This is a genomic window from Nonomuraea sp. NPDC052265, assembly GCF_044547985.1.
Classification (GTDB): Bacteria; Actinomycetota; Actinomycetes; order Streptosporangiales; family Streptosporangiaceae; genus Nonomuraea.
The window spans coordinates 162320-183950 of record NZ_JBIUBJ010000005.1; the positions used below are offsets into that span (position 1 = coordinate 162320).

At 71.8% G+C, this 21631-nt stretch carries 18 protein-coding genes; 14 read left to right on the plus strand and 4 right to left on the minus strand.

The genetic code is table 11. The annotated features are described in order from the left end of the window. Window position 1: 1 nt before the first annotated feature. The 4 genes from ACIHAD_RS17680 (at window position 2) to ACIHAD_RS17695 (ending at window position 5024) form a co-directional block, all read left to right on the plus strand. On the plus strand, window positions 2-1765 hold the full coding sequence (locus ACIHAD_RS17680) for a serine/threonine-protein kinase (RefSeq protein WP_397355539.1): 1764 nt from the start codon (window positions 2-4) through the stop codon (window positions 1763-1765). A 35-nt stretch (window positions 1766-1800) separates the two neighbouring features. Further along, window positions 1801-3021 carry a serine/threonine-protein kinase gene (locus ACIHAD_RS17685; RefSeq protein ID WP_397355540.1) on the plus strand — a complete coding sequence of 407 codons (1221 nt, stop codon included), beginning with the start codon at window positions 1801-1803 and terminating at the stop codon, window positions 3019-3021. A gap of 251 nt (window positions 3022-3272) precedes the next feature. Then, complete coding sequence (locus tag ACIHAD_RS17690) at window positions 3273-4052, plus strand: electron transfer flavoprotein subunit beta/FixA family protein (RefSeq protein WP_397355541.1); 780 nt, start codon at window positions 3273-3275, stop codon at window positions 4050-4052. Between the two features lie 18 nt (window positions 4053-4070). Then, window positions 4071-5024: an electron transfer flavoprotein subunit alpha/FixB family protein gene (locus ACIHAD_RS17695; RefSeq protein ID WP_397355542.1), complete on the plus strand. Its 954-nt coding sequence runs from the start codon at window positions 4071-4073 to the stop codon at window positions 5022-5024. Between the two features lie 123 nt (window positions 5025-5147). On the opposite strand, the gene ACIHAD_RS17700 is transcribed toward ACIHAD_RS17695, so the two are convergent. Next, the gene (locus tag ACIHAD_RS17700; protein ID WP_397355543.1) at window positions 5148-6335 is read right to left on the minus strand and encodes an MFS transporter; all 1188 of its coding nucleotides are present in this window, start codon (window positions 6333-6335) and stop codon (window positions 5148-5150) included. Window positions 6336-7133: 798 nt separating this feature from the next. Next, window positions 7134-7643 (minus strand): TetR/AcrR family transcriptional regulator, encoded by a 510-nt coding sequence (locus tag ACIHAD_RS17705; RefSeq protein ID WP_397355544.1) that lies wholly within the window; start codon window positions 7641-7643, stop codon window positions 7134-7136. Between the two features lie 53 nt (window positions 7644-7696). Here ACIHAD_RS17705 and ACIHAD_RS17710 point away from each other — a divergent pair, with 53 nt between their 5' ends. Next, window positions 7697-8860: a cysteine desulfurase family protein gene (locus tag ACIHAD_RS17710; protein ID WP_397355545.1), complete on the plus strand. Its 1164-nt coding sequence runs from the start codon at window positions 7697-7699 to the stop codon at window positions 8858-8860. Here ACIHAD_RS17710 and ACIHAD_RS17715 read toward each other — a convergent pair. Beyond that, window positions 8853-9905 (minus strand): DUF695 domain-containing protein, encoded by a 1053-nt coding sequence (locus tag ACIHAD_RS17715; protein WP_397355546.1) that lies wholly within the window; start codon window positions 9903-9905, stop codon window positions 8853-8855. The two genes, ACIHAD_RS17710 and ACIHAD_RS17715, sit on opposite strands and share 8 nt — an antisense overlap. 67 nt (window positions 9906-9972) lie before the next feature. Between ACIHAD_RS17715 and mnmA the strand changes: the two genes are divergently transcribed. Further along, on the plus strand, window positions 9973-11031 hold the full coding sequence (gene mnmA / locus ACIHAD_RS17720; RefSeq protein WP_397355547.1) for a tRNA 2-thiouridine(34) synthase MnmA: 1059 nt from the start codon (window positions 9973-9975) through the stop codon (window positions 11029-11031). On the opposite strand, the gene ACIHAD_RS17725 is transcribed toward mnmA, so the two are convergent. After that, window positions 11028-11660: an MBL fold metallo-hydrolase gene (locus ACIHAD_RS17725; protein ID WP_397355548.1), complete on the minus strand. Its 633-nt coding sequence runs from the start codon at window positions 11658-11660 to the stop codon at window positions 11028-11030. The genes mnmA and ACIHAD_RS17725 overlap by 4 nt on opposite strands. Before the next feature lie 24 nt (window positions 11661-11684). Here ACIHAD_RS17725 and ACIHAD_RS17730 point away from each other — a divergent pair, with 24 nt between their 5' ends. From ACIHAD_RS17730 to gatB, 8 genes are all read left to right on the plus strand, one after another. Next, on the plus strand, window positions 11685-12677 hold the full coding sequence (locus ACIHAD_RS17730) for a methionine synthase (protein ID WP_397355549.1): 993 nt from the start codon (window positions 11685-11687) through the stop codon (window positions 12675-12677). 107 nt (window positions 12678-12784) lie between these two features. Next, window positions 12785-13204 (plus strand): hypothetical protein, encoded by a 420-nt coding sequence (locus ACIHAD_RS17735; RefSeq protein WP_397355550.1) that lies wholly within the window; start codon window positions 12785-12787, stop codon window positions 13202-13204. Window positions 13205-13277: 73 nt separating this feature from the next. Continuing rightward, complete coding sequence (gene ligA, locus ACIHAD_RS17740; RefSeq protein ID WP_397355551.1) at window positions 13278-15470, plus strand: NAD-dependent DNA ligase LigA; 2193 nt, start codon at window positions 13278-13280, stop codon at window positions 15468-15470. A 231-nt stretch (window positions 15471-15701) separates the two neighbouring features. Beyond that, entirely contained in the window at window positions 15702-17774 is a 2073-nt protein-coding gene (locus ACIHAD_RS17745; protein WP_397355552.1) for a putative bifunctional diguanylate cyclase/phosphodiesterase, read from the plus strand. A gap of 224 nt (window positions 17775-17998) precedes the next feature. Then, complete coding sequence (locus ACIHAD_RS17750; RefSeq protein ID WP_397355553.1) at window positions 17999-18208, plus strand: hypothetical protein; 210 nt, start codon at window positions 17999-18001, stop codon at window positions 18206-18208. A gap of 97 nt (window positions 18209-18305) precedes the next feature. Beyond that, a complete protein-coding gene (gatC, locus tag ACIHAD_RS17755; RefSeq protein WP_101787882.1) occupies window positions 18306-18605 on the plus strand; it encodes an Asp-tRNA(Asn)/Glu-tRNA(Gln) amidotransferase subunit GatC in 300 nt (99 codons plus the stop codon). Beyond that, window positions 18602-20092 (plus strand): Asp-tRNA(Asn)/Glu-tRNA(Gln) amidotransferase subunit GatA, encoded by a 1491-nt coding sequence (gene gatA, locus ACIHAD_RS17760; protein ID WP_397355554.1) that lies wholly within the window; start codon window positions 18602-18604, stop codon window positions 20090-20092. Before gatC ends, gatA begins: the two co-directional genes overlap by 4 nt. 2 nt (window positions 20093-20094) lie before the next feature. Next, on the plus strand, window positions 20095-21582 hold the full coding sequence (gatB, locus tag ACIHAD_RS17765; RefSeq protein WP_397355897.1) for an Asp-tRNA(Asn)/Glu-tRNA(Gln) amidotransferase subunit GatB: 1488 nt from the start codon (window positions 20095-20097) through the stop codon (window positions 21580-21582). The last annotated feature ends 49 nt before the right edge of the window (window positions 21583-21631 follow it).

Below are 21631 nucleotides of genomic sequence, written 5' to 3' on the forward strand. Positions count from 1 at the left end.
GATGAGCATCCAAGCGCCGGAACGCCTCGGCCCCTACCGCATCGTCCGGAAGATCGGCGAAGGCGGCATGGGGGTCGTCCATCTGGGTCTCGACGGTGAAGGCCGCGAGGTCGCCATCAAGGTGCTCCACCCGCACGTGGCAGCCGACCTCAAGGCCCGCGACCGGCTCACGCGCGAGGTCGAGACCATGCGCCGGGTGCGCAGCCCGCACGTCGCCGAGGTCATCGACGCCGAGCTGGTGGGGGGCCAGCCCTACGTCGTGACCCGCTTCGCCCCCGGGCGCACGCTCGAGGAGACCGTCCTGAGCGAGGGCGCCCTGGAGGCGCGGCAGGTCATCAGGCTGGCCCTGGGGCTGTGCCAGGCGCTGGTCGCCATCCACGCGGCCGACGTGATCCACCGCGACTTCAAGCCGTCCAACGTCATGCTGGTCGACGGCGAGCCGCTGGTCATCGACTTCGGCATCGCCCACCTGGTGAACGCGACCCGGCTGACCCAGACCGGCATGTTCGTCGGCACGCCCGGCTACCTGGCGCCCGAGATCATCCGCGACAGCGACATCACCCAGGCGGCCGACGTGCACGCGCTGGCCTCGACGGTGTTCTTCGCCGCCACGGGCGCGCCGCCGTTCGGCACCGGGACGTTCGAGGCGGTCTGCTTCAACATCATGGAGGGGCGGGCCCAGCTCGACCGGGCGCCCGCGTGGCTGCGCGGCTGGTTGTCGCGCGCTCTGCGGGTCGACCCGGCCGCTCGCCCGAGCGCGCAGGAGCTGCTGCGCATGGCCAGGGAGCTCGACCCGTCGGTGACGACGTTCAACGAGTTCGAGGGGCCGACCGGCACCAAGCGCATCGGCAGCGGCACGCGCGCCATGGACACGTTCTCCGACCTGCTGCCGCCGGTCGAGTACCGCAAGCCCACGCCGCCCCCGCCACCGCCGCCCGCGCGGCGGGACGAGCGCCCGCCGCCCTACGTGCCCGCGCCGACGTCGGCGCGGCCGGTGCCGCGCACCGACCAGCGCGTGGCGGGCTACCCGGCGCCGCCGCCGCAGCCGCGCCCCCACACGCCGCCGCCCCAGCCGCGCGGCCACGTGCCGCCGGCGGAGCGGAGGAGGTATCTGTTCGGCGCCCAGGTGACCGGGCTGCTGCTGCTGGTCACGCTGGTGGCGTTGACGGTCATGATGCCCGTCGTGATGGGCGCGGTGGCCGTCGCGCTCGCGGTGGTGCTGCGCGTGGGCGAGTACCTCTTCGGCGACATGGTCAAGCGGCGCCAGATCCGCGGCAGCAGCTCGGCCGATCCGCTGCTCGCGCTGGTCGGCACGCCGTGGGCGCTGGTCAAGGCCGCGCTGGTGACGCTGGTCCACGTGCCGCTCGCGCTGCTGTTCGGCGCGTGCGTCTGGGGAGCGCTCCACTGGGCCGGCGGCATGGGCACCAACCAGGCCGCCGCCTACGCCGCGGGCGCGTTCGCCGGCGGCCTGTTCGTGCTGCCGGGCGGCGGCGCGCCGCGCAAGGCCGTGACCCGCACGCTCACCGGCGTGCTGCGCAGCCCCGGCGCCGCGCTGGTCGCGGTCGTCGCGGTGGGCACGGCGGCGCTGTTCGCGGCGATGTTCGCGCTCGGCCAGGACCCGGTCTGGACGCCCTGGCGGGCCCCGCAGAGCGTCATCGACGACCTGGCGAGCGACGCCAGGCAGAGCACGATCGGGCTGATCACCGGACTGATCGAAAGTCTGCTCGACGGGCTGGGGTTGGGCTTCCTGACTCCGTGGTCCTGAGTGTCCCCGTCGGCCCGGCGGGGGAGAGATGAGGTATGAGCGAGCGCCTCGGTCCCTATGAGCTTCTCTCCAGGCTCGGCGCGGGCGGTTTCGGCGAGGTCCATCTGGCGCTCGACGCCCAGGGGCGCACGGTCGCGGTCAAGGTGCTGCATCCACACGTCGCGGCCGACGGCCTCGCGCTGGCCAGGCTGGACCGCGAGGTCGAGACCATGCGCCGGGTCGGCGGGCCGCACGTCGCCGAGGTGCTCGACGCCTCGCTGGAGGGCCCAAGACCCTACCTGGTGACCCGCTACGTCCAGGGCCGCCCGCTCAGTGCCGTGCCCGTGCCCGTCGCCGACCTGGCCCCTCTGGCCTCGGGGCTGGCCGACGCGCTGCTCGCCATGCACGAGTCCGGGGTCGTCCACCGCGACCTCAAGCCGGCCAACGTGATGATGAGCGAGGACGGCCCGGTCGTCATCGACTTCGGCATCGCCAGCGCGCTCGACTCGTTGTCGGTCACGGCCTCGGGCGCGGTGGTCGGCACGCCCGGCTACCTGGCTCCCGAGATCCTCGAAGGCGGGAGCGCGGGCGCCGAGGCCGACGTGTTCTCCTTCGGCGCGACGCTCGCCTACGCCGCGACCGGGCGGCAGCCGTACGGGCAGGGGCCGGCCTCGGCGGTGGCCTACCGGGTGGTGCACCACCCGCCCGACCTGGAGGGCGTGCCGGAATGGCTGGCGCCGCTGTTACGCGAGTGCCTGGCCACCGACCCCGCCGCGCGTCCCACGGCCGCGCGGATCTGCGACCGGCTGGGCGTCGCCTCCGTCCCGCACGTACGCCCGACCGGTCCCCGTCCCTCGGCCACGGCGGTGCGTCCGCGGCCGGCCGACGACATGAGCACCAGGGAGTGGCGGCCGGGCGACGGCCGCCGCGGGTCGGTCGGGGAGTCCAGGGCGCGGCACCGGGAGAAGGTGCGCAGGCGGTGGCTGATCGGTTCGGGCCTGTTCGTGTCGCTGCTGGCGGCGGCCGCCCGCGAGCCGCTGCCCGAGGTGGCGCTCTTCCTGCTGGCCGCCTACGCGCTGGGGGTGGTGAGCGACGCGGGGGTGGCGCTGTTCTCGCGCGGGCCGTTCCGGCAGAGCCGGATGGTGACCGACGTGGTGAGCGTGGCGGGGGTGGTGGGGCTCTGCTTCGGGCTGGCCGCGGTGTTCAGCACGTTCACACTGGCCCTGTTCGCGGGTACGGCCCTGGTGGTGGGCATCGTGTTCCTGTTGTCCGCCTGATTTCCCCGGGGGGCGATCGGACCATACCGAATAAAGTTCGGTATGGTGGGGACGGTACGGCTTTTCGCGGGAACCGCTGGTTTGCGCGTAAGCTACCCACGGGTAACATGACCGCGGGAGCCAGGGCACGACTCTGACCCACCCCGTGTCAGGAGCCCGTCGGGAACCTGGCAGTCTGGTCAGCATTGCATTCGGCGCCCATCGCAGCGACGCGGTGGGCGCACGCGAACACGGGAGGTCGGCCACCGGCCATGAACATCGTCGTCTGCGTGAAGCAGGTCCCCGATACGGCGACCGAGCGCAAGCTGCGGTCCGATGACAACACGCTCGATCGTGACGCCGTCGACGGCGTGGTCAACGAGCTTGACGAGTACGCGGTCGAGGAGGCGCTGAAGCTCAAGGAGGCGCACGGTGGCGAGGTCACCGTGCTCACCATGGGTCCGGGCAAGGCCACCGAGACCATCCGCAAGGCCCTGGCGATGGGCGCCGACAAGGCCGTCCACCTGAGCGACGACGCGCTGCACGGCTCCGACGCGCTGTCCACCTCGTACGCGATGGCCCAGGTGCTCAAGAAGATCGGGTTCGACCTGGTCGTCCTGGGCTCCGAGTCGACCGACGCCCGCACCGGCGTGCTGGCCGCGATGCTGGCCGAGCGCCTGGGCACGGCCCAGCTCACCCTGGCCAACAAGGTGGAGGTCGAGGGCTCCTCGATCAGCGTCCAGCGCATCACCGACTACGGCTTCGACAAGGTCCAGGCCTCGCTGCCGGCCGTCGTGTCCGTGGTCGAGAAGATCAACGAGCCGCGCTACCCGTCCTTCAAGGGCATCATGGCGGCCAAGAAGAAGCCGGTCGAGACGCTGGCCATCGCCGACGCCGAGATCGACGCCGCCCAGGTCGGCCTGGGCGCCGCCTGGTCCGAGGTGGTGGACTTCGCCGCCGCGCCGCCGCGCGCCGCCGGCACGATCGTCAAGGACGAGGGCGACGGCGGCTCGAAGGCCGCCGACTTCCTCGCCTCCAAGAAGTTCATCTGAGAACGGGGGGTTACTGATATGTCGGAGATTCTCGTTCTCGTGGAGCAGGTCGACGGCGAGGTCAAGAAGGTCACGCTCGAACTGCTGACCCTGGCCCGCTCGCTCGGCACGCCCGCCGCCGTCTGGGCCGGCCCCGGCCTCGGCGACGCCGCCAAGGCCAGGCTGGCCGAGTACGGCGCCGAGAAGATCTACAACGCCGGGTCCGCCGACATCGTCGACCACGTGGTGGCGCCCAAGGCCGAGCTGCTGGCCCAGCTCGTCGCCGAGAAGTCGCCCGCCGCGGTGCTCGTGGCCGCCACGGCCGAGGGCAAGGAGGTCGCCGGTCGCCTGGCCGTCAAGACCGACTCCGGCGTCATCACCGACGCCGTGGGCCTGTCCGAGGGCTTCGTGGCCGACCAGTCGATCTTCGGCGGCGGCGTCAACGTGCACTCCAAGGTGCGCAGGGGCACCCCGATCGTCGCCGTACGTCCGAACTCGACGGCCCCGCAGGCCGCCGCGGGCGCCGGCGCCGTCGAGGAGGTGTCGGTCGCGCTGAGCGAGGCGGCGAAGGCCGCCCGCATCGTCGAGCGCGTCAAGCAGGAGAAGGGCGCCAGGCCCGAGCTGACCGAGGCCGCGATCGTGGTCTCCGGCGGCCGGGGCGTGGGCTCCGCCGAGAACTTCTCCGTCATCGAGGGCCTGGCCGACGCGCTGGGCGCGGCCGTGGGCGCCTCGCGCGCCGCCACGGACGCCGGCTGGTACCCCCACCAGTTCCAGGTGGGCCAGACGGGCAAGACGGTCTCGCCGCAGCTCTACATCGCGGCCGGGATCTCGGGCGCCATCCAGCACCGGGCCGGCATGCAGACCGCGAAGACCATCATCGCGATCAACAAGGACCCGGAGGCGCCGATCTTCGAGCTCGCCGACTACGGGGTCGTGGGCGACCTGCACCAGGTCGTCCCGCAGCTCACCGAAGAGGTCAGCAAGCGCAAGTAGCGTCAAGGGAAGGCGGCGCCGCACGACGTGCGGCGCCGCCTTCGCCGTCTCGGGCGGGCCGGGCGGGCGAACGCGCCGCCGTCCTGGACGACGAGCGCCGTCCCGCTCGGCATGACGAACGTCCTACGCGGCGACCTTCACAGGCTCGCGCACGGGAACGGCTCCGAACACCGGGGCCTCCCGCCGGGGCAGGAACCGCGACGCCACCGCGATCAGCACGCCCAGGACGACCGCGATGCCGAGCGCGCCGCGCAGCGAGGTGGCGTCCGACAGGAAGCCGATCACCACCGGGCCGAGCAGCAGGCCGGCGTAGCCCATGGCGCCCGCCTGGGCGATGGCCGGTCCGGGGGCGTCGGTCGCGGTGCCCGCCAGGGACAACGTCAGCGGCGCGATCGTCGCCACGCCGAGCCCGACGAAGAACATCGCCGGCACCGCCACCAGCGCCGCCGGAGCCATCAGCACGACCGCGAAGAACCCGGCCGTGGCCACGCCCGACACGCCCAGCATGCCGCGCACCCCGAACCGGGAGCGCAGCCGGTCACCGGTGAGCCTGGCCAGCAGCATGCCGGCCTCGAACACCGGGTAGCCGAGCGCGGCCAGCGCCTCGGGGGCGCCGAGCTCGTTGCGCATGTACAGGCCGTTCCAGTCGGCGACCACGCCCTCGACCATGAAGGCGAAGAACATGATCGCGCCGAGCAGGTAGACGACGGCCGGCATGCGGTGCCGGGCCGTGCGCGCCGCCCCCGTCGCCGGGGCCTCCCGCAGGTACGTACGCCCGACCAGCAGCGCGACCGGCAGCGAGACCAGCGCGACCAGCGCCAGGTTGGCGGTGAACGACAGGCCGGCGGCGATCGACACGCTGCCCAGGGCGCCCGCCGAGATCGCGCCGACGCACCAGCCGGCGTGCATCCCGTTCATCAGCGGCCGGCCGTACGCCTGCTCGACCGTGGAGCCCTGGGCGTTCATGGCGACGTCCACGGTGCCGAAGGCCATGCCGAAGAACGTGGCGGCCACGATGAGGAGGGGGAGGTTCGGGGCGAAGGCGACGGCCAGCAGGCCGATCGCGGTGAGTGGGCCGCCGATCCGCAGAACCGCCCTGCTGCCCGCGCGGGCCATGATCCGTCGCATGGACTGCATGGTCACGAGGGCCCCGAGGCCCCATGCGAGGAGCACCGCGCCGACCGTCGCCTCGGACAGGCCGAGTTTGTCGGTCAGGGCGGGGATGCGCACGGTCATCGTGCCCACCATCAGGCCGCCAAGGACGAAGGTGAGGATCGCCCCGTAGCGGGCCGTCCTCAGGTCGCGGGTCATAAAGCACACCTCTCACAAGATCGTTCGTTCGCCACAAATCAGGCGCTCCCGTGTGGGGGCGCCTGCAGAATCTGAATTCGAAGGGACAAGACCACCAACCCGGCCCACCGACTGGCCTGGCCCGGCTCGTCCCACCGGCCCGGCCTGGCTCGGCTGACGGACCCGTCCCGTCGGCCCGCTGAGCGGTCTGGCTGGTGGCCTACCCGTTTGCCGGGCCGGAGGGGAGCGGTTGGGCCGGCCGACAGGGAGGCCGGTTTTGGGCGTGGCCTGCCAAGCCGGTGACCGGCCGAGGTGGGCCGGTCGGCTTGGGGTGTTGGTGGGGTTGTCGAGCGGTTGGGGCGGTTGAGTGGGGCGGCTCGGGCGCGGCGACCGGCTGGTGCCGGTCGGGCTTGCCTCGTGCCGGTCGGCGACCGTGCCGGGCCCTTGGGGCAGGCGTCCGGATGCGGGCGGTCCGCCTGAGCGGGGTCACCGGCCAGGACGGCCGCGCCGCTCGACCGGCCCCTCCAGTGCCCGGGGCTACCGGTCGCCCGACGCGAACCCGCTCGTCAGTCCGGCAGGGGCCGGACCGGCGGGTGTCGCCGAGGCGTTGGGTCTTGACGGTGGGCGGCTGGAAGCCGGGGGACAGGGGTCGTGGGTGCGGTGAATCGTCATCGCAGGCCCGCCCTCCCATCCATCCCGTTCCGCCGTGGAAGAGCTTCGGCGAAGAAGCTCCGACAGCTGAACCAGAAGTGACCCAGGAGCATTCCCGGGGCCAGGGTGACCCGCGACACAGCCGCACATACGGCCTGATGGCGGGGGTCAGCCGGGTTTGAGCAGGGCTCTCAGACGGGTTTCGAGGGCCCGCAGGTCGGCTTCCGTGTTGAGCTGCGGATCATGGCTCGCCACGTCCCACAACCCCTCGCACGCCAGCCGTACGATCTGCGAGGCCAGCGGGTCGGGCTCGTCGCCCAGCCCCTCCCGATGCCATCGGGACATCGCCTCCCGCAGCGGCGCGAGCAGGAAGAGGTTCCCCGACGCGCCCGTCACGACCGCCCATCTCCGTAGCCGGCCCGAGCGCACGGCGACCAGCGTGGCCCCGAGGTACCGCTCGGTGTACGTGCCCTCCGGCTGAGCGGCCATCAGGTCGTCGAACTCTTCGATCAGCCGTTCGACCATGCCCTTGATCAGGGCCTCTTTGGTGCCGAAGTGGTAAAGAAGGCCGCCCTTGCTCACCCCGGCCCGGTCGGCCACGGCGGACAGCGTCAGCGCGGCCGACCCCTGGTCGCACAGGAGGTCTTCCGCCGCGTCCAACAACTCGTCCCTTCTCATGCGTCAACTGTACCGTCCGGACGGTACAGTAGCAAACGAGATACCCTGGCTGGGTGACACGACCGTCGGCCTATCTTGATCATGCGGCTACCACGCCCATGCTGCCCGAAGCGATCGAGGCCATGACGGAGCAACTCAAACGCGTCGGCAACGCCTCCTCGCTGCACGCCGCGGGCCGTCAGGTGCGCAGGGTCGTCGAGGAGTCGCGCGAGACCATCGCCGACGCCCTGGGCGCCCGGCCGAGCGAGGTCGTGTTCACCTCGGGCGGCACCGAGGCCGACAACCTCGCCATCAAGGGCCTCTACTGGGCGCGCAGGCCGCGCCGGCGCATCCTGATCAGCTCCGTCGAGCACCACGCCGCGCTCGACCCGGCCACGTGGCTGGCCGAGAGCCAGGGCGCCGAGGTCGAACTGCTCGACGTCGACGAGTACGGCCGGGTCCATCCCGACACGCTGCGCGCCGCCATCGAGCGCGACCCCGACGACGTCGCCATGATCAGCGTCATGTGGGCCAACAACGAGGTCGGCACGATCCAGCCCGTCCACGTGCTGGCGGCCGTCGCCCACGACCACGGCGTCCCGTTCCACACCGACGCGGTGCAGGCGATCGGGCAGCTCCCGGTGTCGTTCGCCGACTCGGGCGCCGACGCCCTCACGCTGACCGGCCACAAGGTCGGTGGCCCGATGGGCGTGGGCGCGCTGCTCCTGGCCAGAGGGCTGACGCCGGTGTCGGTGCAACACGGCGGGGGCCAGGAGCGCGACGTGCGCTCCGGCACGCTCGACGCGCCCGCCATCGCGGGCCTCGCCGCCGCCGTACGGACCGCCGTGAAGGAGCAGGAGGCCCTGGGCCGCCGCCTGACGGCGCTGCGCGACGAGCTCATCCAGCGCGTCCGCCAGGCCGTCCCCGACGTCGTGCTCAACGGCGATCCGGCCGGCCGGCTGCCGGGCAACGCCCACTTCTCCTTCCCCGGCTGCGAGGGCGACGCGCTGCTCATGCTGCTCGACGCCAAGGGCGTGGAGTGCTCGACCGGCTCGGCCTGCTCGGCGGGCGTCGCGCAGCCCTCGCACGTGCTGCTCGCGATGGGCGCCGACGCGGCCGCCGCGCGCGGCTCGCTCAGGTTCACCCTGGGCCACACCTCGACCGGCGCCGACGTCGACCGCCTGATCGAGGTGCTGCCCGCGGCCGTCGAACGCGCCCGCAGGGCCGGGCTCAGCTGAGGAAGGGGGAGACCGCGGCCCAGGCGGGGTCACTGCTGACGTCCACCCGCGGCTCGCCCTCCTCCCAGCTCCCGATCAGCTCCCTGGCGTGGGTCGCCGCGTCGGAGGCCGGGTCGGCGTAGACGTGGACGACCCGCTGGCCGGCGGCGCTCAGGTGCGCGGCCAGCAGGGCGTCGTCGCGCAGCGTGAGCAGGAGGCCGGTCAGGCGTTCCTCGTAGTCGCGCAGGGCCGTCAGCGACTCGCCGGCGGGCAGGCCGTCGTCGTCGCGGTGGGCGTACGGGAGCGTGATCTCGATGTGCTGGTCGAACAGCGGGTGGTCGACGGGCCGCAGCGGGAAGCGCGCGGTGGCGGCCAGCGGCGCGCCCTCGCCGGTCCGGCCTTCGAGCATCAGCCACTCCTCGTCCTGGTAACCCGAGGCCAGGTCGGCGATCACGGCGGGCAGGTGGACGGCGGCGACCGCGTCGATCGGCTGGAACGTGGCGGGTGTGATCTCGCCCACCCACCTGGCCACGTCGTCCTCGCCCAGCAGCCGGTCGAGGGCGAGCAGCGCCGCCTCCAGGCGGGTCTCCTCGTCGAGCTCGCTGAAGATCGGGTGGTGGGCGGCCACGTCGACCCGCGGCTGGTCGCGCGGCACGCGCAGCCCGAACACCAGCTTGTCGAGCGCGAACTCGAACCCGCCCACGTCGAGCGTCAGCTCCAGCGCCTGCGGATTGGCCTGCCGGGACGGGTGGAACTCCCACAACAGGTCGGCCGGCGGCGCGGCCCTGGCCCAGCGGTGGGCGAGCGAGCGCAGCTCGGCGTCGCCGGCCGCGGTCACCACCAGGATGTGGGCCGCGTTCCTGCCGGGCGCCACCTCCCAGACCAGGCCGGGATGGATCGCTTCCACGGCGGGGGCGACCAGCTCCTCGATGCCCTCGGCCGCGCCCGCGGCCACCAGCGGGTCGAGCCGCGGCCTGGCCTCCTGCCACCACGCCCAGAACCCGGCCACGCCGTCGCCGGGCCGGCCGGCCTCGTCCTCTTCGTCCTTGCGCCCGAACAGTCGCATGCGCTGAATCCTTCCAGACGGAGCCGATGGCCGCGCACTCCCCGCCGGACAGTACGCTGGAACGGTCATGGGACTGCGTGTGCTTGCCGCCATGTCGGGCGGCGTCGATTCCGCCGTGGCCGCCGCCCGGATCGCCGAGGCCGGTCACGACGTCACTGGTGTGCATCTGGCCCTGTCGGCCAACCCCCAATCCCACCGCACGGGCGCGCGGGGCTGCTGCACGATCGAGGACTCCCGCGACGCGCGGCGAGCCGCCGACGTGATCGGCATCCCGTTCTACATCTGGGACATGGCCGAGCGGTTCCAGCGCGACGTGGTGGAGGACTTCGTGGCCGAATACGCCGCGGGCCGCACCCCCAACCCGTGCCTGCGGTGCAACGAGAAGATCAAGTTCGAGGCGGTGCTCGACCGGGCGCTCGCCCTCGGCTTCGACGCCGTCGCGACCGGCCACCACGCCAAGCTGTCCGACGGCGTGCTGTCCAGGAGCGTCGACCAGGGCAAGGACCAGTCGTACGTGCTGGGGGTGCTCACCCGTGAGCAGCTCAGCCACGCGATCTTCCCGCTCGGCGGCTCCACCAAGGCCGAGGTGCGCGAGGAGGCCGCCCGGCGCGGCCTGACCGTCGCCGACAAGCCCGACAGCCACGACATCTGCTTCATCGCCGACGGCGACACGCGCGGCTTCCTGGCCGGCCGGCTCGGCGCCGAGGAGGGCCCGATCGTCGACCAGGAGGGCGAGGTGGTGGGCACCCACCAGGGCGCCCACGGGTTCACGGTGGGCCAGCGCAAGGGCCTGCGCATCGACCGTCCGGCCGCCGACGGCAGGCCGCGCTACGTGTTGTCGATCGAGCCGGTCTCCAACACGGTCACGGTCGGCCCGCGCGCGGCGCTGGAGGTCACCTCGATCACCTGCGTCCGCCCGGTCTGGAACGGCCCGTCCCGCTCCGACGACCTGACCGTGCAGCTCAGGGCCCACGGCGAGGTCTACGGCTGCCGCTTCGAGGAGGCCGGGGGCGGCCTGCGCATCGACCTCGACCGCCCGGCCACCGGCGTCGCGGCGGGCCAGGCGGCCGTGCTGTACTCCGGCGACACGGTCATCGGCTCGGCCACCATCGTCTCGGCCGCCTAGGGGAGCGTCACCGACTCGCCGACCTTGAGCCGGCGCATGTCGGCGCCCTGCTTCTCGGACTCCAGCTCCAGGTAGTTGTCCACCAGCGACAGGCCGATGTCGTTGAGCAGGCCGTCATGCGTGGAGAACGCGCGGGCCGGGCGCAGCGTCCGCAGGTATTCGACCATCTCGCTGAGCTTCATCCAAGGAGCGTTGGTGGGCGCCAGCAGGGTGGGCACGTCGACGCCGGGCAACGTGAGCGCGTCGCCCGGGTAGAACACCTCGTCGTCAAGCATGAAACCGACGTTCTGGACGACAGGCGCATCCGGGTGGTTCTTGGTGTGCCACTCGCCGAACGCCTTCACCCGGAAACCCGCCGCGTCGAAGGAGTCGCCGTGCCGGACCACCTGGACCTTGACCGGCACGTCGGTCAGCTCGGCCGCGACGCCCTCGCAGGTCCAGACCTCGATCCCGGCCGGGGCGGCCTTCAGCTTCTCGATGTCGAAATGGTCGAAGTGCTGGTGGGTGATGAGCACCGCGTCGACCCCGTCGAGCACCGGCTCCTGCGAGAAGGTGCCCGGATCGATGACCAGGACCTTGCCGTTCTTCTCAAGGCGTACGCAGGCGTGCGTGAGTTTGGTGAGCTCCATTCGGCAGAGCCTACGCTTGTGACCATGTCTACGTGGGAAGCCACCGGGGTCGGGTCGCATCCGGGTGAGGATCATCTTGAGGCGATCCGTGTCGTGTTCGGAGAATTGCTCGGTCTGCCGTACCTGCCGGAGCTGCCGGCCCGAGGGGTCGGCGCCGACATGATCGGCAGGACGGCCGGGCTGCTGGTGGATCTCCCGGCCGAGGTGCAGCCGTCCGGGTGGCGGCTGGCCGACCGGCCGGGTCGCGACCACCGGCGGGCCGTCGATCACCTGCGCCGCGACCTCGACGGGCTGGAGGAGGTCGCGCACGACTACTCCGGGCCGCTCAAGCTCCAGGTGTGCGGGCCGTGGACGCTGGCCGGCGCGCTTGAGCTGAGGTTCGGCGACAAGATGCTCTCCGACGCGGGGGCCGTGCGCGACCTGGTCGCGTCGCTGGCCCAGGGGGTCGCCGACCACTGCGCCGAGGTGCGGCGGCGGCTGCCCGGCGTCACCGAGATCGTGCTCCAGCTCGACGAGCCGGGGCTGCCGGGCGTCCTGGCGGGCACGGTCCCGACCGCGTCGGGGTTCGGGCGGCTCGCGGCGGTCGAGGAGTGGCGGGTGGAGGATGCGTTGCGGCTGTTCCCCGATCCGGTGGTCCACTGCTGCGCGCCCGGGGTGCCCTACGCGCTGCTGCGGCGGGCCGGGGCGCGGGCCGTGTCGGTCGACGCGTCGCTGCTGCGCCGCCGGGACGACGAAGAGCTCGGCGAGCTCTTTGAAGCCGGGGCGGGGCTGTTGCTGGGCGTCGTCCCGGGCAGGGACGTCGCGCTGCCGGACGCCGGGGTGGTCGCCAGACCCGCCGTCGAGCTGTGGCGGCGGCTCGGGTTCGCGCCCGAGGGCCTGGCCGCCAAGGTCACGCTGACGCCCGCCTGCGGCCTCGCCGGGGCCTCGCCCCGGTATGCGCGGGCGGCCCTGGCGGCGTGCAGGAAGGCCGCCCAGGTGCTCAAGGACGATCCGGCAAGCGGGATGCAGGGCGGCTGAGCAGCGTCCCGCGAGGACGATCCGGCGAGCGGGCAAGGCGGTTGAGCAGCGTCCCTCAAGGGAGATCCGGCAAGTGGGATGCAAGGCGGCTGAGTAGCGTGCGGGCCATGATTGTTCGCTCGCTGGCCGTCGGTGCCACCATGCTGATCGCGTCCGCCTCGATCGCCGTCCCCGCCGAGGCCTCGGCCAACCCCGAGGTCTGGAGCTGGGGGTCGATCTACTCCGCCGACCGGGCCGGTAAGGCCAAGGGCAAGGTCCTGCTCGACCGGCCCGGGTTCGTGGTCAGCGGCAGGCTGTACGACTTCCCCGGCCGTACGGGGTGCTCGTGGTTGCAGTTCCGCTGGGTCAAGGACGGCGGCGGCGACGGGCACAAGACGTACCGCAACTGCTCGGGCACCGAGCCGCTGGAGTTCTCGGTCAAGACCGGCTACATGCTCTCCATCGAGGGCAGGGTCTGCCGGGGCACGGCAAGGAAGATCACCGGTAACTGCTCGGTCTGGGAAGGCGTCTGGGCCCAGGGCGGCTGACCGGGGGAGTCGTTCCTGTCGGGGCCCGGCGGTAGCGTTTGCTCAGCGTGTCGGACGTGGAAGGAGACCCAGCGTGAGCGAGCGTGACACCGAGGTCGGGGGCGTGCCCGTGGCCGCGCTCAAGCGGCATGCGGAGCTGAGCGAGCTGGTCGAGGACGCGCGCTGGCGCTACTACGTGCTCGACCAGCCGACGGTCAGCGACGCGCAGTTCGACGAGTGGTTCCGCGAGCTGCTGACGCTGGAGGAGGCCCATCCGGAGCTGCAGACGCCCGACTCGCCCACCCAGAAGGTGGGCGCGCCGGTCTCGGGCGACTTCGTCAAGGTCGGTCACCTCAACCGCATGGAGAGCCTCGACAACGCCTTCGACGGGGCCGACATGGCCGCCTGGATGGCCCGCGTCGAGCGGCTGGCCGAGCGCGACCCGGGGCCCTACCTGTGCGAGCTGAAGATCGACGGGCTGGCCATCGCGCTCGTCTACCGCGACGGCAAGCTGGAGCGCGGCGCGACCCGGGGCGACGGGCGCGTCGGCGACGACGTCACGGCCAACGTCCGCACGATCAAGGGGGTGCCCCACCGGCTCAAGGGCGAGGGCGTCCCGAGCCTGGTCGAGGTGCGCGGCGAGGTCTACATCCCGGTCGAAGGCTTCAGGCAGCTCAACGAGCAGCTCGTGGAGCAGGGCAAGCAGCCGTTCGCCAACCCGCGGAACTCGGCGGCGGGCACGCTGCGGCAGAAGGACTCGCGCGTCACCGCGCAGCGTCCGCTGCGCATGCTCGTGCACGGCATCGGCATCTGGGAGGGCTCGGCCGTGCCGCGCGCCCAGTCCGAGGTCTACGAGCGGCTGCGCGAGTTCGGGCTGCCGGTCAGCGACCTGTTCAAGGTGGTGCCCGGCCTCACCGAGGTCGAGGAGTTCATCGAGCACTACCGGGTGCACCGGCACGATCCGGCGTACGAGATCGACGGGGTCGTGGTCAAGGTCGACGACTTCCGTACGCAGCGGGAGCTGGGGTCCACCTCGCGGGCCCCGCGGTGGGCGATCGCCTACAAATACCCGCCGGAGGAGGTCAACACCAAGCTGCTCGACATCCAGGTGGGGGTCGGCCGCACCGGCCGGGTCACGCCGTACGCGGTGATGCAGCCCATCGTGGTCGCGGGCTCGACCGTCGAGCGGGCCACCCTGCACAACGCGGCCACGGTGATCAAGAAGGGCGTGCTCGTCGGCGACACCGTGGTGCTGCGCAAGGCGGGCGACGTCATCCCCGAGATCGTCGGCGCGGTCACGGCGTTGCGCGACGGCTCCGAGCGGGAGTTCGTCATGCCGACCCACTGCCCGGAGTGCGGCACCGAGCTGGCCTACGAGAAGGAGGGCGACGCCGACCTGCGCTGCCCCAACGCCCGTAGTTGCCCCGCGCAGATCCGCGAGCGCCTCTACTTCGCGGCCGGGCGGCGCGCGCTCGACATCGACGGGCTGGGCTACGTCGCGGCGACCGCGCTCACCCAGCCGGTGCCGCCGCAGGAGCCCGTCCTGCGCACCGAGGCCGACCTGTTCGACCTGACGATCGAGCAGCTCATGCCCATCCGGTCGGTCGTCCGCGACCAGGACACCGGGCTGCCCAAGCTCGACCCCGAGACCGGCGAGCAGAAGGTCGTCTCCCTGTTCGCCAACCTCGACGGCGGGCCCAGCCAGGCCGCCCGCACGCTGGTCGACGAGCTCGCCCGGGCCAAGGCGGCGCCGCTCGCGCAGGTGCTGGTCGCGCTGTCGATCCGGCACGTCGGGCCGCCGACGGCCCGTGACCTCGCCGATTCCATGAGGTCGATCGACGCCATCATGAACGCCTCGGAGGAGGAGCTGGCCTCGATCAAGGGCATCGGGCCGCGGGTGGCGGCGACGATCCGGGAGTGGTTCGAGGTCGACTGGCACCGGGAGATCGTCGAGCGGTGGCGGGCGGCCGGCGTGCGGATGGACGACGGACCCGCTCCGGAGAAGACGGAGCCCCAGATTTTGGAGGGGCTGACGTTCGTGGTCACGGGGACGCTGGAGGCGTACACGCGTGACACCGCGTCCGAGGCGCTGACCGGCCGGGGCGGGAAGGTGGCCGGATCGGTGTCGAAGAAGACGTCGTTCCTGGTGGCGGGGGAGAACGCTGGGTCGAAGTATGACAAGGCGGTCAGCCTGAAGGTGCCGATCCTCGACGAGCAGGGGTTCGAGGTGCTGCTGAAGGAGGGCCCGGAGGCCGCGGCGCGGGTGGCGGTCACCGAGGAGGCGTAGCGAACGGGCCGGCTCGCCCTTGCGCCGGGGCTCGTGTTCGGTGACTTCGCGGATGCGTGCCCGGCGGGCCGGGGATCAGGATGGTGTACGGACCGTCGATGTCCGCGCTACCCATAGTGGTTTTTGGGTATATGTCGGAAAGGAGAAGTGACGGAACGTACGCGCTTGGTTTCGCGAAGTGGGGTGAAGGTCGTACCCTCCCATAGTGACCTAATGGGGGTTCTGTTACCGATGACTGACCCAACCGACACCCGTGACACCGGACCGCGCGTCGGCACGCCGCTCTGGGCGTTCCTCGCGGGCATCACCGTGATCGGCTTCACCGCACTGGTCGTGGCGCTGCTCCGGCTGGATTTGGTCGCGCTGGCGGAGCTCGCCCGTACACCGTTGTTCTGGGTGCTGGCGGTTCTCGTGGTGCTGGGCGAGCTGCGGCCCGTCATGGTGTCCTCGGCGACCGCGGTCGGCGGCACGTACCCGTCGACCATGTTCACCTTCGCGGTCCTGCTGCACTTCGGGCTGTCCACCGCCGTGCTCATGCAGGCCGTCGCCATCGCCATGAACGGCGTCGTGACGCGCAAGGCGTGGCACCGGGTCATGTTCAACGTCGCCCAGTCCACCCTCGCGCTCACCGCCGCCGCCGTCGTGCTCGGGCTGTTCGGCATCGTGCCGGGTCCGGCCGTGCCGTGGGTGCCGAGGGGGGCCGACCTGCCGGCCATCGCGCTGGCCGGGGTGGCCTACTTCGCCACCAGGGCCGCGCTGGTGTCGGGGGCGGTCGCGCTGCACGAGCGGCGTTCGATCGTCCGCGTGCTGCGGGTCACCGCCGGTCCGCAGGGGCTCGTCTACACGGCGTTGCTCGGCCTCGCGCCGCTGGTCGTCGTGGTGATGGACCATTCGCCCGGTCTCGTGCCGCTCTTCGTCGCCCCCCTGGCCGCCGTCTACTTCACCGCCACGCTCTCCATGCGCCGCGACCACCAGGCCCTGCACGACGAGCTGACCGGCCTGCCCAACCGCAAGATGCTCATCGTCAGCACGGAGGAGGCGCTGGCCGAGTCCCGCCAGGACGAGCGGGTCGGTCTGTTCCTCCTCGACCTCGACCGGTTCAAGGAGGTCAACGACACGATGGGCCATCCGGTGGGCGACCGCCTGCTGCAGATGGTGGCCCACCGGCTGACCCATTCCGTACGTCCGGGCGACGTGGTGGCCAGGCTCGGCGGCGACGAGTTCGCCGTGCTGCTCCCCTCGATCAGGGACGCCAACGCCGCCAGGGAGGTGGCCGCCAGGCTGCGGGCCGCCCTGACCGAGCCCGTACGCCTGGAGGGCATGAGCTTCGACCTCGACGGCTCGGTCGGCATCGCGCTCTACCCCGACCACGCCCCCGACTTCGAGCTGCTGCTGCAACGCGCCGACGTGGCCATGTACCTGGCCAAGGAGGGGCGTACCGGGGTGGAGCTCTACCAGCCTGACAAAGACCGTAACTCGCCCGAACGGCTCAACCTGCTGGGCGACCTGCGCCGCGCCATCGACAACCGCGAGCTGCAACTGCACTACCAGCCCAAGATCGGCCTGACCGGCGGCGCGGTGACCGGGGTGGAGGCCCTGCTGCGCTGGCGCCATCCGGTGCACGGGCCGATCCCGCCGTCGGACTTCGTCCCGCTGGCCGAGCAGACGTACCTGATGCGCCAGCTCACCGAATACGTCATCGAGGCCGCGCTGGAGCAGGCCGCCCGCTGGTGGCACACCGGCCTGCACATGCAGATCTCGGTCAACATCTCCGCCCGCGACCTGCTCGACGCGGCGCTGCCCGAGCAGTTGGAGGTGGGCCTGACCCGCTACGGCCTGCCGCCCGCCGCCATCCAGCTGGAGGTCACCGAACGCATCCTGACCGGCGACCAGGCCTACACCCAGGAGACCATCAAGGCGCTGGCCGCGCTCGGCGTGCCCCTGTCCCTCGACGACTTCGGCACCGGCTACTCCTCGCTGATCAGGCTCCAGCGCCTGGCGGTCTCCGAGGTCAAGATCGACGCCTCGTTCGTCCGCCGCATCGCCGAGTCCGAGGACGACGACCGCATCGTCCGGTCGATCGTCGACCTGGTGCGCTCGCTGGGCCTGCGCTCGGTGGCCGAGGGCGTGGAGTCCGACGAGGTCGCCCTGCGCCTGGCCGAGATGGGCTGCGACCTGGGCCAGGGGTGGTTGTTCTGCCAGCCCATGCCGGCTTCCGAGGCCACAGTCTGGCTGAGGGACCACTGCGAGGCGGCGTCGGCGGTCGAGTTCGGCTTCCAGCCCGAGGTCACCCAGACGGCTTGAACGATTACAGGACTCGACTTCGTCGCCCGCGGCTGGCCGTCAGCTGCATGCGGTGACCGGAGGAACGCCCGCCTACCCGCCCTTGGTCGACAACGACAGGCCGAAAGACCTCGGTGACTTCGACGACTGGGTGCGGCGAACGGTGCTCCGGTCCACGACCCCGCTCTTCAAGGAAGCTCGCCATGTCCTCGAAGAGGAGACGGAGACGCGGGACTCCATGGGGCTTGCTGGAGAGCGGCCTGGCCACCAACGCCTGGGAGAACGCCAGGGCCAGTTTCAGCGACCAAGTGCTCGGCCCGCACTTCGAGGAGATGTGCCGTCAGTTCCACCTGCTGGAACTCGAGGTCCTGGGAAAGTCGCCGGGCGAGATCGGGGCCGGGATCGTCCAGGAGAGCGACGTGCTGGCGATCGGCCTGGACCAGCTCTACGGATGAGCGTGTTTCCGCCGGGTTAAGGGTTCGGGCCTGCGGCGTCAAGCCCTCTAGGATGGCAGTGTCCCAAACTCCATCCACGAAACGGGTTCAACGACTCATGTCCGCCATAACCCGCGACGAGGTCGCGCACCTGGCCCGGTTGTCCAGGCTGGCGCTCACCGACGACGAGCTCGACCACTACGCCACCCAGCTCGATGCCATCATCGAGTCGGTCGCGAAGGTGGCCGAGGTCGCCGCCGAGGACGTGCCGCCTTCGTCGCACGCGCTTCCGTTGACCAATGTCTTCCGTGCCGACGAGGTGCGACAGTCCCTGACGCCCGAGCAGGCCCTTTCCGGCGCTCCCGCCGTCGAGGACGACCGCTTCCGTGTGCCACGCATCCTCGGGGAGGAGGCATGAGTCTGATCCGCAAGACCGCCGCCGAGCTGGGCGCGATGATCGCCGCGGGTGAGGTGTCGGCCGCCGAGGTGGCCGAGGCGCACCTCGACCGCATGGCCGAGGTGGAGCCCAAGGTCCAGGCGTTCCTGCACGTCGACCGGGAGACGACCCTTGAGCAGGCGCGGGCGGTCGACGCCCGGCTGCGCGCGGGCGAGAAGCTCGGGCCGCTGGCCGGGGTGCCCGTCGCGCACAAGGACATCTTCGCCACCCGCGACATGCCGACCACGGCCGGGTCCAGGATCCTCGAAGGCTGGCGGCCGCCGTACGACGCGACCGTGACCGCGCGCCTGCGCGAGGCCGGGCTGGTCATCCTCGGCAAGACGAACCTCGACGAGTTCGCCATGGGCTCCTCCACGGAGAACTCCGCCTACCACCCGACCCGCAACCCGTGGGACCTGGACAGGATCCCGGGCGGCTCGTCCGGCGGGTCCAGCGCGGCCGTCGCCGCGTACGAGGCGCCGCTGTCCACCGGCACCGACACCGGTGGCTCGATCCGGCAGCCGGCCGCCGTCACGGGCATCGTGGGCATGAAGCCCACCTACGGCGGTTCTTCCCGCTACGGGCTGATCGCGTTCGCGAGCTCGCTCGACACGCCGGGGCCGTTCGCGCGGAACGTGCTCGACGCGGCGCTGCTGCAGGAGGCGTTCTCCGGGCACGACCCGATGGACTCCACGTCGGTCGACGCGCCGGTCCCGAGCGTCGTCGAGGCGGCCAGGAACCCCGACGTGGCCGGCATGCGCATCGGCGTGGTCAAGGAGTTCGCCGGCGAGGGCTACCAGCCGGGCGTGCTGGCCCGCTACCACGAGGTCGTCAAGCTGCTCGAGTCGCTGGGCGCCACGGTCGTCGAGGTGTCCTGCCCGTCGTTCACGACCGCGCTGCCGGCGTACTACCTGATCGCGCCGTCGGAGTGCTCGTCCAACCTGGCCCGCTTCGACGCCATGCGCTACGGCCTGCGCGTCGGCGACGACGGCACCCGCAGCGCCGAGGAGGTCATGGCGCTGACCAGGGCCGCCGGGTTCGGCCCCGAGGTCAAGCGGCGCATCATGCTGGGCACGTACGCGCTGTCCAGCGGCTACTACGACGCCTACTACGGCCAGGCGCAGAAGGTGCGCACGGTCATCTCGCGCGAGTTCCAGGCGGCCTACGAGCAGGTCGACGTGCTGGTCTCGCCCACCACGCCGACCACGGCCTTCCGGCTGGGCGAGCGCACCGACGACCCGATGGCGATGTACCTCGCCGACCTGTGCACCATCCCGTCCAACCTCGCGGGCAACGCGGCCATCTCGGTGCCGTGCGGCCTGGCCGACGAGGACAACCTGCCGGTCGGCCTGCAGATCATGGCCCCGGTTCTGGCCGACGACCGTTGCTACCGCGTCGGCGCCGCCGTCGAGAAGGCCCTGGAGAGCCGCTGGGGCGGCCCGCTGCTGAAGGAGGCCCCGTCGCTATGACCATGGTCTATGACGAAGCGCTCGACAGGTTCGAGCCGGTGCTCGGGCTGGAGACGCACGTCGAGCTCGGCACCAAGTCGAAGATGTTCTGCGGTTGCAAGACCGCCTTCGGCGCCCCGGCCAACACGCAGGTCTGCCCGACCTGCCTGGCGTTGCCCGGCTCGCTGCCCGTGGCCAACGCCATGGCCATCGAGTCGACGATCCGCATCGGCCTGGCGCTGAACTGCTCGATCGCCGAGTGGTGCCGCTTCGCCCGGAAGAACTACTTCTATCCGGACATGCCGAAGAACTACCAGATCTCCCAGTACGACGAGCCGCTCTGCTTCGACGGCTACGTCGACGTCGAGATCGGCGGCGAGATCGTGCGCATCGAGATCGAGCGGGTGCACCTGGAGGAGGACACCGGCAAGTCCACCCACATGGGTGGCGCGACCGGCCGCATCCACGGGGCCGACTACTCGATCGTCGACTACAACCGCGCGGGCATCCCGCTGGTGGAGATCGTCACCAAGCCCATCCCGGGCACCGACCGGCTCGCGCCGGAGGTGGCCAAGGCGTACGTCACCGAGCTGCGCGAGATCATGCGCTCGCTCGGCGTGTCCGACGTGCGCATGGAGGAGGGCTCGCTGCGCTGCGACGTCAACGTCTCGCTCATGCCGCGCGGGTCGTCGGAGTGGGGCACCCGCACCGAGACCAAGAACGTCAACTCGCTGCGCAGCGTCGAGCGGGCGGTGCGCAGCGAGATCGAGCGCCAGGCGGGCGTCCTCGCCGAGGGCGGCAAGATCATCCAGGAGACGCGGCACTTCCACGAGGACACCGGCACCACCACGTCCGGCCGGTCCAAGGAGGAGGCCCAGGACTACCGGTACTTCCCGGAGCCCGACCTGGTGCCGATCGAGCCCGACCCGGCGTGGGTGGCCGAGCTGAAGGCGGCGCTGCCCGAGCTGCCGTCGGTCAAGCGCAAGCGGCTGCAGGCCGAGTGGGGTCTGTCCGACCTCGACATGCAGGCCATGCACAACGCCGACGCGATCGACCTGGTCGAGGCCACGGTCGCGGCCGGCGCGCCGGCGGCCGACGCGCGCAAGTGGTGGATGGGCGAGCTGGCGCGGCGCGCCAACGAGAGCGGCGTCCCGCTGGCCGAGCTGCCCATCACGCCGGCCCAGATCGCCAAGGTCACCGAGTTGGTGGCCTCGGGCGCGCTCAACGACAAGCTCGCCCGGGAGGTGCTCGAAGGCGTGATGGCCGGTGAGGGCACACCCGACGAGGTGGTCGAGGCGCGCGGCCTGAAGATCGTCAACGACGAGGGCGAGCTGTCGGCGATCATCGACCAGGTGCTGGCCGACAACGCGGACGCGGCCGAGAAGGTGCGTTCCGGGAAGATCGCCGCCGCCGGTGCGCTGGTCGGTGGCGTGATGAAGGCCAGTCGCGGCAAGGCCGACGCGGCCCGCGCCCGGCAGCTCATCCTGGAGAAGCTGGGCGTCTCGGAGTAGGTCCGGCACATCGGCGGGACCCCTGGTGGTCCCGCCGATCCGGACATAT

Excerpts from the sequence above, each read along its gene's own strand:
- ACIHAD_RS17680 (WP_397355539.1), top strand. The coding sequence starts at position 2 with ATGAGCATCCAAGCGCCGGAACGCCTCGGCCCCTACCGCATCGTCCGG.
- ACIHAD_RS17685 (WP_397355540.1), top strand. The coding sequence starts at position 1,801 with ATGAGCGAGCGCCTCGGTCCCTATGAGCTTCTCTCCAGGCTCGGCGCG.
- ACIHAD_RS17690 (WP_397355541.1), top strand. The coding sequence starts at position 3,273 with ATGAACATCGTCGTCTGCGTGAAGCAGGTCCCCGATACGGCGACCGAG.
- ACIHAD_RS17695 (WP_397355542.1), top strand. The coding sequence starts at position 4,071 with ATGTCGGAGATTCTCGTTCTCGTGGAGCAGGTCGACGGCGAGGTCAAG.
- ACIHAD_RS17700 (WP_397355543.1), bottom strand. The coding sequence starts at position 6,335 with ATGACCCGCGACCTGAGGACGGCCCGCTACGGGGCGATCCTCACCTTC.
- ACIHAD_RS17705 (WP_397355544.1), bottom strand. The coding sequence starts at position 7,643 with ATGAGAAGGGACGAGTTGTTGGACGCGGCGGAAGACCTCCTGTGCGAC.
- ACIHAD_RS17715 (WP_397355546.1), bottom strand. The coding sequence starts at position 9,905 with ATGCGACTGTTCGGGCGCAAGGACGAAGAGGACGAGGCCGGCCGGCCC.
- mnmA (WP_397355547.1), top strand. The coding sequence starts at position 9,973 with ATGGGACTGCGTGTGCTTGCCGCCATGTCGGGCGGCGTCGATTCCGCC.
- ACIHAD_RS17725 (WP_397355548.1), bottom strand. The coding sequence starts at position 11,660 with ATGGAGCTCACCAAACTCACGCACGCCTGCGTACGCCTTGAGAAGAAC.
- ACIHAD_RS17730 (WP_397355549.1), top strand. The coding sequence starts at position 11,685 with ATGTCTACGTGGGAAGCCACCGGGGTCGGGTCGCATCCGGGTGAGGAT.
- ACIHAD_RS17735 (WP_397355550.1), top strand. The coding sequence starts at position 12,785 with ATGATTGTTCGCTCGCTGGCCGTCGGTGCCACCATGCTGATCGCGTCC.
- ACIHAD_RS17745 (WP_397355552.1), top strand. The coding sequence starts at position 15,702 with ATGACTGACCCAACCGACACCCGTGACACCGGACCGCGCGTCGGCACG.
- gatC (WP_101787882.1), top strand. The coding sequence starts at position 18,306 with ATGTCCGCCATAACCCGCGACGAGGTCGCGCACCTGGCCCGGTTGTCC.
- gatA (WP_397355554.1), top strand. The coding sequence starts at position 18,602 with ATGAGTCTGATCCGCAAGACCGCCGCCGAGCTGGGCGCGATGATCGCC.
- gatB (WP_397355897.1), top strand. The coding sequence starts at position 20,095 with ATGGTCTATGACGAAGCGCTCGACAGGTTCGAGCCGGTGCTCGGGCTG.